The following is a 10,311-nucleotide window of genomic DNA, read 5'->3' on the forward strand; positions in this document are numbered from 1 at the left end:
ACTATATTTTGTTATAAATTTGAATAATATTAATTAATACCATCCATTATAAGAGATTTTAGTTGAATACCTACAATATGATGTGTAAAATCTAAGCAAGTAGCAGTACAAATAAATATTCGAGGTGAATACATGCTAGATTTTAAGCAGTTAGATGCTTGTTTGAAAGACAAGAGATTTATAGATGGATTACAGGAAATAAATAATGAAATTTCATATATAAAAGAAAAGAATACTTTATCTTATTTGAAGAGTTGGCTTGCTAGTGTTCCTTCACATAAGGAGTTTGACATATTAATACGTCTTACTGATGAAGGGCTTATGCACCAATACAGTTCATTCCTCATTCGCTACGCCTACAAAAAATTCCTAAATATGAGAACGCTCTCTTTATATTGTGATGAGTTAATTGATGAGCGGAAAATACTTGAAGTAGAACAGTTGTTAAAAGACTCATTAGAAGAGGTAAGTAAAGAAGAAATAGAAGCTGATCTTTTAGCGAAAACATATTTTACATTAGTACGATGTTTGTTGGAAATGAAACGAAATGAAGAAGCCCTAATCTATATGCAAAAGGCAGAGGAGTACAGTTCACGTGCCGTATTTGATAAATGGGGCTACGTCTATATGCATACAGGTGAATGGGAGAAAGCAGAAGAACAATTTATAGCCGGCATGCAGCATAAAGATTGTGAAGAGCTATCTACCTATTTATTATCACAATTATATGCGAATCAAGGAGAACAAAAACGTGCATTACAGCTAATTGATGATGCGATTGTAAAGTTCCCGCAAGTACCATATTTTCATTTTGAAAAGGTAAAATATTTATTAGATTTAAGGAAGTATGAAGAAATGTTAGCGGTAATAGATAACATAAATAATCAGCTTCCTTATCATGCGTATAAAGCTTACTTTGTACATTTACATGCAGAAGCGCTTTACAAAATGAATAAACTTGTAGATTTACAACAGTTATTAAAAGAAGAAAAAAGTTTAAAAGAGTCTTTATATCATAATTTAGAAAAAAATCCAGATGGAAAAAAGGTGCATTTACCGATAGTTCCTATTGTACAAAAGGATAATTATTGTGTTCCGACAAGTTTAGAAATGATGTTGCAGTTATGGGGAGAAAAACGTACACAAGATGAAATAGCAGAGTTTATTTTTGATATGACAGGGTCAAAGTTTTCAGATACTGTTTCTTATTTAGAAGAATTAGGTTATGAATATCGTTATTTTAAAGGGAATGAGGAAAATTATAAGAGGCTGCTGGATGAAGGGATTCCTGTTTTATTAAGTATAGATATTGAGCATGCTTCACATGTACAAGTGCTATCTGGATATGATGATACGTTACAAGCTTTTTATGTTCAAGATCCGAACTTTATAGAACCAGTTATTGTGGAATATAGTAAGTTACAAGAAAAATATCGTTACACAGGTTGTTTAGCGATTACGTTTGTTCCGAAAGAAAAGAAGGAGCAGTTAGCATTTTTAAATGAAGAAGAAAATCATTATTTTAAATCTATTTTTTCTCTTACGGATCATTTAGATGAACATGATAAAGAGGGGATTCATAACTTAGTACAATTTTTAAAAGAGACGAGTGATAATCCGAATACGTGGTTATATACAGTTAAGCATTTAGATGTTGAAGTAGATAATGAGTTTATTATATGTTGTATTGAAAAGTTAATGGAGAAGTTTCCGAACTCAGATTTTGTTAAATTGCATGGTGCGCAGTGCTTTATTCGCCTTCAAGAATTAGAAAAAGCCGGGCAAATGCTGACAAGTGTTGAGAAGAAAAATAATCGTGCTTTATATCATTTAATAAACGGAAGATATGCTTTTGAACAGGAAAGTTATATAGAAGCGATTTCAAGTTTTCGTTCATCATTACAATTAGACGCAGATCAGCCGATTGCTTGGAGTTTTCTCGCTCTATCATACATGTATATCGATCAATCTGAAAAGGCGTTGCAGTTTTCTCAAGTTGCTTTAGAACGTAGTCCAGAAAGATTCACTTTAACGAATCACGGATTAATATTAATAGATTTAGAAAGATATGAAGAAGCGTATGAAATTTTTAATGACCTATTAAGAGAGAATAAAAATGAGGCACATGTATGGTATGAGCGCGCGAGATGTGCGCATCATTTAGGGAAATTACATTTAGCGATAAAAGGGCTTAAAGTAGCGATTTATTTGGATAGTAATGCACCTTACATCTATACGAAACTTTCGGAAATATACGAGTCTGATTTGAAGGATGAGGAAAGTACGAAAGAAATTTTATTAAAAGGTATTGAGAATTGTGACGATAAGGCACCTCTATACGTAAAACTCGGTGACTATCATTTTCAAAATGATAGTCTGGAAGAAGCAGAAACATTGTATAATCGTGCTTTAGAAGAAAATCATGATGATGTTTATTCTCACTTTGGACTTACGCAAGTTTATATGGCGAAAGAACAATACAAGGAAGCGAAACAATATATTCTCGGTATTGAAAAACAAATTGAAAAGAGCCAAGATTTTCTTATGAATGCGGGAATGGTTCTATGGGATGCTGAGGTTGAACTTGGTGGAAATGAAGAAGGGTTTAAAGTAGCTTTGTCTAAGTTAGAGAGTGGTATAAAGCAGAGTGAATATAATGTGGCAAGTGCGTTAGATGAATATGTGAATCGAATTAAAGGAACGGTATTTGTACAAAGAGGTATAGCATTCTTAAGAACGTTACACAAAGAAAGAAAAGAAATAAGCGAATACGGTTGTTATACAGGTATTTTATATGAATCTATTGGGCAGTACGGCCAAGCGATGAAAAGGTATAATAAGGCGATAGAACAAAAGGAAACGGCATTACCGTATTACCGAATTGGTGAAATACTTATGGCATTAGGGCAATTGACGGAAGCAAAACAAGCGTATGAAACATGTTTAGAGCTTGATGAGAATTTCGTAGGTGTGCATTTACAGCTTGCAGAAATATATGAAAAAGAAGAAAATCGTTCTAAAGAACAAAGTCATATGGTTCAGGCTATGAAAGAAGAGCCGATGCATATTAATATGGAATATTTGGCACAGCTTTCAGTAGAAATGAGTCTTCAGGAAGAGTTACTGACAGAACTAGAACAATTAGCGGACGAAGCACCTGAAATATGGCGATTAGATGCGATTGCATATGTGTATGGAGCGATGGATGAAATAGATAAAGAACAAGCACAGATTGAAGAGGCACTTCAATTAGATAGTGAGCATATAGAAGTTCTATATCATTATGCCAAAGTGTTAGTGAAAAAAAGAAATGCAAAAGCAATTGAAATTGCAATGAAAGTTATACAAAAAGATGCAAATAATGAACGAATATTTGATGTGTATGTAAAAGCGATAGAACAACATAAGAAATTGTCTAACATACGAGAGTTTCTTCATACATTAAAGGTGAAGAAGGCAGAAAGAAGTATGGCATTTATGTATGCTGCATCTGCGGTGACGGAAAGATGGATTGAACGTCAACAAAATGAACAGCCGAAAAAATCCATAATTACGAGAGCTTTTTATCGTATGAAAAACCGTGCGAAAGAAATTTCGATTATTACTACAATCATTGATTTGTATGAAATTTCGTTAAAGTTAAATCAAAAAAATAGTATGGCAGCGCAGCGATTTTCACTATTTTACGAGAATGTGGCGATGTATAAAGAGGCGATAGATGTATTGCAAACATCGTTAGAAAATAAATGGGATTACGATATAGCGAAGCAACTTGTAAATCTTTTCATGGCGTGTGAGGAAGAAGATATGTTACGGGATGCTTCAGAATTAACGAAGCAAATGGTTCGAGAGTTACCAGATGATTATGATACGCTTCTTTTACAAGCACAAGTATTCTTTAAAATAGGAGAAGAAAGAAAAGCAGAAAAGATTACCTTACAATTAACGGAGCAAACACCGTTTGTAAGTAGAGCGTTTCTTGCTTTAGGAGAAATGTATCAAAGTCAAGAAAGGTTTGAAGAGGCAATTCATGTATTAGAAAATGCTTCTATACATCATCCAAATGAAGCAGCAATTCTTCTTTCTTTAGCATCTTCGTATCATGGTGCCGGACAAACACTAAAGGCAGAAAAAATAACAAATGATGTATTAACAATAGATGCGAGTGATTTGTTAGCAAGATACGATCGCGCTTGTTATTTAGCACAGTTAAATAGAATTGAAGAGGCGAAGCAAGAGCTTGAAATTGTTCTTCGTGAGGATGAATCAGGATTCTTTGCTGAGCTTATTGAAGAAGATGAAGATTTAGCTGGAATACAAGAATTTAAGAAATAATTGTATAGGAATTGTGAAAAAAGGGTATAATTAAATATATATTTAGAATTAGTTGACAATTTATTGCCCAATGGCATAAAATAGCTTTTAATAAAGTATACAAATCTGAAGACGAGAACGAGTAAAATAATGAATTGTTCCCCAGAGAGCCGGTGTATAGCTGAAAGCCGGTGTGCAGACGTTATTTGAAAATCATCTCCGAGGAGCCGAGGCTGAAATAAGTAAGCCCGGACGGATGTCTACCGTTACAAAGAACACGTATGATAGTACGTTGCTAAGTGCTATTAGCGAAGAGCTAATAGAATTAGGGTGGTAACGCGGTTAAACCCGTCCCTACTTCATGGGGACGGGTTTTTTGTGTGCTTTAAAATATTCAAAAGGAGTGATTGTAGATGAAGAAAGTAGATGTAAAAGAGTCAGCTGTAGGGAGAGAAACACGTATTCGTAAGCAGTGGAACGAGCAAAGTATTTTCGAGCAATCAATTCAGAATCGAGAAGGCGCACAGTCTTTCGTATTTTATGAAGGACCACCAACGGCGAACGGTTTACCACACGTCGGACATGCACTTGGACGGACAATTAAAGATGTAGTAGCGAGATATAAAACGATGGCTGGTTATAAAGTGCTACGAAAAGCGGGATGGGATACACACGGTTTACCTGTAGAATTAGGTGTTGAGAAGCAACTCGGTATTTCTGGTAAACATGAAATTGAAGAGTATGGAATTGAGCCATTTATTCAGAAGTGTAAAGAGAGTGTATTCACATATGAGAAGCAGTGGCGTGAATTCACTGAAAGCATCGGTTATTGGGTAGATATGGATGATCCATACGTTACGCTAGAGAATCCATATATCGAAAGTGTCTGGCATATTTTAGGGACGATTCATGAAAAAGGATTATTGTACAAAGGGCATAGAGTCTCACCATACTGCCCAAGTTGTCAAACTTCACTAAGTTCACATGAGGTTGCACAAGGGTATAAAACAGTAAAAGACTTAAGTGCAACAGTTAAGTTTCAAGTGAAAGATAGTGAAAATGAATATTTCCTAGGGTGGACAACAACACCTTGGACACTTCCAGCAAATGTTGCGCTCGCTGTACATCCAAATATGGAATACGTGAAAGCGAAACAAGAAGGTCATGTATACATTGTTGCGAAAGAACGTGTACAAGATGTATTAAAAGAAGACTATGAAGTATTATCTGTTCATAAAGGTGAAGAATTAGTAAACACATCTTATATGCCGCCATTTCCAATGAAAGAAGTTACAAATGGCTATCACGTTATCGCAGCAGATTTTGTCACGGCAGATAGTGGTACAGGACTCGTTCATATCGCTCCAGCATATGGGGAGGACGATTATAGAGTCGTTCAAAGTGAAGGATTGTCATTCTTGCATGTTGTAGATGAGAAAGGTGAGTATACAGAAGCAGTACCATTTTTGAAAGGGAAATTTGTAAAAGATTGTGACGTGGATATTGTTCGTCATTTAGCGAAGGAAGGCTTACTATATCATAAAGAAAAGTATGAACATAGCTACCCACATTGCTGGCGTTGTGATTCACCACTTCTTTATTATGCAGGAGAGAGTTGGTTAATCCGAACAACTGCAATTAAAGATACATTTTTGCAAAATAACGATTCTGTTACTTGGTATCCAGATCATATGAAACATGGACGCTTTGGTAAGTTTTTAGAAAATATGGTGGACTGGAATATTAGCCGAAATAGATATTGGGGAACACCATTAAACGTATGGGAATGTGAAAGTTGCGATCATCAATTCGCACCGAAAAGCATTGCTGATTTAAGAAAGCATAGTACAAAAGAAACACCGGAAGATTTGGAATTGCATAAGCCATATGTAGATGAAGTGCAAGTTTGCTGTGAAAAATGCGGAAGTACAATGAATCGTACACCAGAAGTAATTGATGTTTGGTTTGATAGTGGTTCCATGCCATTTGCGCAATATCATTATCCATTTGAAAATAAAGAGTTATTTGAAGAACAGTTTCCAGCGGATGTTATTGCAGAAGGCATTGATCAAACACGTGGATGGTTTTATAGTTTATTAGCAGTATCAGCACTATATACAGGAAAAGTGCCTTATAAACGAGTGTTATCACTAGGGCATGTATTAGACGAAGAAGGACAGAAAATGTCTAAAAGTAAAGGGAATGCACTAGATCCAGTTGATTTAGTAAATCAGTTTGGTGCAGATGCATTAAGATGGGCGCTACTCGTTGACAGTGCTCCGTGGAATGCGAAACGTTTCTCGGAAAGAACAGTACTGGAAGCAAAGTCTAAATTTGTAGATACATTAGTCAATGTGTATAGCTTCTACGTTTTATATGCAAATTTAGATGAGTATAATCCGAAAGAAACGTATGACGCAAAGCGGACGAAATTGGATGAATGGGTATTATCAAGATTGCATAGCACAACGAAAAAAGTGAGAACAGCACTTGATGATTATCAATTTACGAATGCAGCTCGTGAAATCGCGGCGCTTGTAGATGAAGTAAGTAACTGGTATGTAAGACGATCACGTAATCGTTTCTGGGAATCTGGTATGAATGCTGAAAAAGCAGCTGCGTATGAGACACTTCATGAAGTGCTTGTGACAATTAGTAAATTAATTGCACCATTTACACCGTTTGTCGCTGAAGATATTCATTTAAATTTAACTGGAAGTAGCGTTCATTTAGAGGATTATCCAGTTGTAAATGAATCACTACTTCAGCCGAAACTAGAAGCGGAAATGGATGCTGTTTTACAAGTTGTTGAACTAGGAAGAAGTAACCGTAATCAACATTCTTTAAAAGTAAAACAGCCGTTAGCGGAACTTGTATTACTAGCGCATAATGAAAATGATATGGATTGGGAATCTTATCGTGATATCGTCATGGATGAGCTAAATGTCAAAGCGTTTCATGTTGAACTCGATGAAACGAAATACACGTCCTATCAATTAAAGTTGAACTTTAAAACAGCTGGGCCGAAGTTTGGTAAAAATGTGAATGCAATAAATGGATGGTTAAAACAATTATCAAAAGAAGAAGTACAACACTTTGTATCTACAGAAAGAGCAGTTTACGAAACTGCACCAGGAGAAGAAGTAGTTGTAACGGCTGAAGATGTAGTAGTAGAGAAAGTTGCGAAATCAGGGTTCTCTAATACGACTAACGGACAATATACAGTTATGTTAGATACGAATGTAACAGAAGAGTTGTTACAAGAAGGAGTGGCGCGTGAATTTATTCGAGCGGTTCAAGAATATCGTAAGCAGTTAAATTTACCGGTTAATTTACGAGTAGATGTTATTCTTGATACAGAGGAAGAGCTACAACGAACATTAACGAACCATAAAGATTTATTGGAAGAAAATTTACTCGTTAAGCAATTTACATTTGATCACTTAACGAATGAAGACGATGAACTATCTTTAGGTGAAGCGAAAGTTCGAATTAAATTAAGCGCGGCTCATTAAAGAAAAAAGGAAGTTGGAATCATTCCAACTTCCTTTTTGTATGATGGAAATTTATCCGGCTAACTTCCTCATAATCCGTTCGATAGGTCCCCTAGTAAATGTCTTTCTTCATAGCACACTAAATAAAATACTGTAGAAATATATTTCTACAGTATTTTTCTCATTTTATACATAAATATTGAGAAAATTTCACTCAACCTAAATGGAAAGGTAATAGAATTGTTTATAGAGAATTACTCGTAGATTCAATTTTTATCCCCCCATTTTGTGGGGAATGATTGCCTAGTGGTAATGGGATAAGGTTGAGCTACTTTATTAGGGGGAGTGGTTCTATGTTTAATAAAAAAATGGTGGCAATGGCAATGACTGTGCCGTTAGTAATGGGGACGATTTCTACGGTTTCGGCATTGGAAAAACAGCAGCAAGTAAAGCTAGAAGCTTATTCGCCGCAGAAAAAAGCAACTGAATATTTAAAAGAAAATGCTGCGCAGTATGGATTAAAAACAGACCTTTCAGACTTGCAATATATTTCTACAACAGAAACGTCAGTAGCTTCATATGTTAGGTTCCAGCAAGTTGTTAATGGTGCACCTGTATTTTCAAAACAAATTACAGTTACTCTTAACGGAGAGGGAAAGGGCATACTTGCTGTTTCTGATTATCAATCCGTCAAAGGTGTGAAGGAAGTAACGACAAAAATTAGTGAAAAAGATGCAATACAAAAATCAATGGCGTATGTTGGAGAAGCAAGTGAGCAAAACTTATGGGCTCCTACAGAGAAAGAATTCGGATATATTGTGGAAGAGGGAATTGCTCGTCCAGTATATAAAGTGGTAGTCCATTCTAATAATCCATTTGGTGCATGGGAAACATTTATTGATGCGGAAAATGGGAAGTTAATTAAAAAGGTTGATATAAACCGAAAAGCTGAAGGGACAGGAAAAGTATTTTTACCTAACCCAGTCGTATCTAGCGGTAGTAAAGTAGGCTTAAAAGATAATAACGATGCGGATTCAACAGCGTTAACGGATCAATTGAAGACTGTTACGTTAAAAGGTTTAGATGGGACAGGATTTTTAATTGGAGAGTATGTAACGATTTCTTCAAAAGCAAAAACAAAATCTACAAATTTACAATTTAACTATACACGTGCAAATGATAGCTTTGAAGATGTTATGTCGTATTATCATATCGATACATTACAGCGTTACATTCAAGGGTTAGGATTTAAAAATATTAATAATCGCTCTATTAAAGTGAATGTGAATGGAACGACGGCGGATAACTCATTTTATTCTCCGACAACGAAAGCTTTAACTTTTGGTACTGGCGGAGTAGATGATGCAGAAGATGCTGGTATTATCGCACATGAATACGGGCATTCGATTCAAGATAACCAAGTGCCTGGCTTTGGTAGTTCTGCAGAAGGCGGAGCGATGGGAGAAGGATTTGGTGACTTCTTAGGTGCTACGTATGAAGATGCAGTATCGACAACAGGCTACGGAAAAGCATGTGTTGGAGAATGGGATGCGACTGCTTATTCTAGTTCAGATCCGACGTGCTTGCGCCGATTAGATACGAATAAAGTGTATCCGAAAGATGTTACAAATGAGGTACATGATGATGGGGAAATTTGGGCACAAGGTCAATATGAGATGGCACAAGCTTTTGGACGTGATGTAGCAACGAAAATTATTTTACAATCACACTGGTCATTAACACCAAACTCTAAATTCAGTGATGGAGCAAAAGCGATTAAGCAAGCGGATGCTCTTTTATATGGCGGACAACATGCTGCTGATATCGATCGTATTTGGGCAGCAAGAGGAATTAGTACGAATTAATATAAAAAGTCGTGGCGTTTATAAGCCACGACTTTTTAATTTGCTTAAGAACTGGTACTAGTAAAGTAAGCTATATGAATGCTAATGTAAATTCATCCGCATTCTAGTTGTTTTTTTCGTCTTTAAAAACAAAATGCTCTTTAAATTTTCTAGACTCAACTTTTTGACCGTTTCTCATGGAGCGGAAAGGGTGTTCTTGCCAAGTAATGATTACATCAACTTCATCTGCTTTTGTAGCAACTGGAAAATTAGCATGTTCAAATCCAGTTTTTCCACTTGCTAAGCGACTTTCCTTTCGTGAGAAAAGTTCATATTTCGTTTTCGTTTTTGGCTCGTTGCGGAATACTTCGACTTGTACGTTATATACTTCACTGTTACCAACATTTTTTACTGAAAATTGATATGTTTTAAATTCATCTTCTTTAGCTTGAAGCATATTGTTACCTATGTTCTTCGGTTCATCAATATTCACTTTCCATTGATCAGAGTTTTGGGAGATTGGTAAAGATTTTGGTGAATAGGCGTATGTTTCATTCACTGCAATTAGGCATAACAAAAGAAGAAAGAAACTAATCGCTTTTTTCATATAAACACCTCGCTATAAAATTTTTATCCCGCTATTTGCCGGGCAGTAAGAC

Annotated in this window: 4 protein-coding genes and 1 other annotated feature; of the genes, 3 read left to right on the plus strand and 1 reads right to left on the minus strand. The window is 35.7% G+C overall.

Going from position 1 to position 10,311, the window contains the following annotated elements:
- The first annotated feature begins 132 nt into the window (after positions 1 to 132).
- From GFJ36_RS10120 to GFJ36_RS10130, 3 genes are all read left to right on the plus strand, one after another.
- Positions 133 to 4,335, plus strand: coding sequence for a bacteriocin-processing peptidase family protein (locus GFJ36_RS10120; RefSeq protein WP_098230734.1), 4,203 nt, complete (start codon positions 133 to 135; stop codon positions 4,333 to 4,335).
- Positions 4,336 to 4,434: 99 nt separating this feature from the next.
- Positions 4,435 to 4,673 (plus strand) — a binding site (T-box leader).
- A gap of 54 nt (positions 4,674 to 4,727) precedes the next feature.
- Positions 4,728 to 7,829: an isoleucine--tRNA ligase gene (gene ileS / locus GFJ36_RS10125; RefSeq protein WP_098082494.1), complete on the plus strand. Its 3,102-nt coding sequence runs from the start codon at positions 4,728 to 4,730 to the stop codon at positions 7,827 to 7,829.
- Between the two features lie 332 nt (positions 7,830 to 8,161).
- Complete coding sequence (locus GFJ36_RS10130; RefSeq protein ID WP_097889494.1) at positions 8,162 to 9,673, plus strand: M36 family metallopeptidase; 1,512 nt, start codon at positions 8,162 to 8,164, stop codon at positions 9,671 to 9,673.
- A gap of 103 nt (positions 9,674 to 9,776) precedes the next feature.
- Here GFJ36_RS10130 and GFJ36_RS10135 read toward each other — a convergent pair whose 3' ends face one another.
- Positions 9,777 to 10,259 (minus strand): hypothetical protein, encoded by a 483-nt coding sequence (locus GFJ36_RS10135; RefSeq protein WP_087982595.1) that lies wholly within the window; start codon positions 10,257 to 10,259, stop codon positions 9,777 to 9,779.
- Positions 10,260 to 10,311 lie beyond the last annotated feature (52 nt).

Source organism: Bacillus sp. EE-W1, from assembly GCF_009760835.1.
Taxonomy (GTDB): Bacteria; Bacillota; Bacilli; order Bacillales; family Bacillaceae_G; genus Bacillus_A; species Bacillus_A wiedmannii.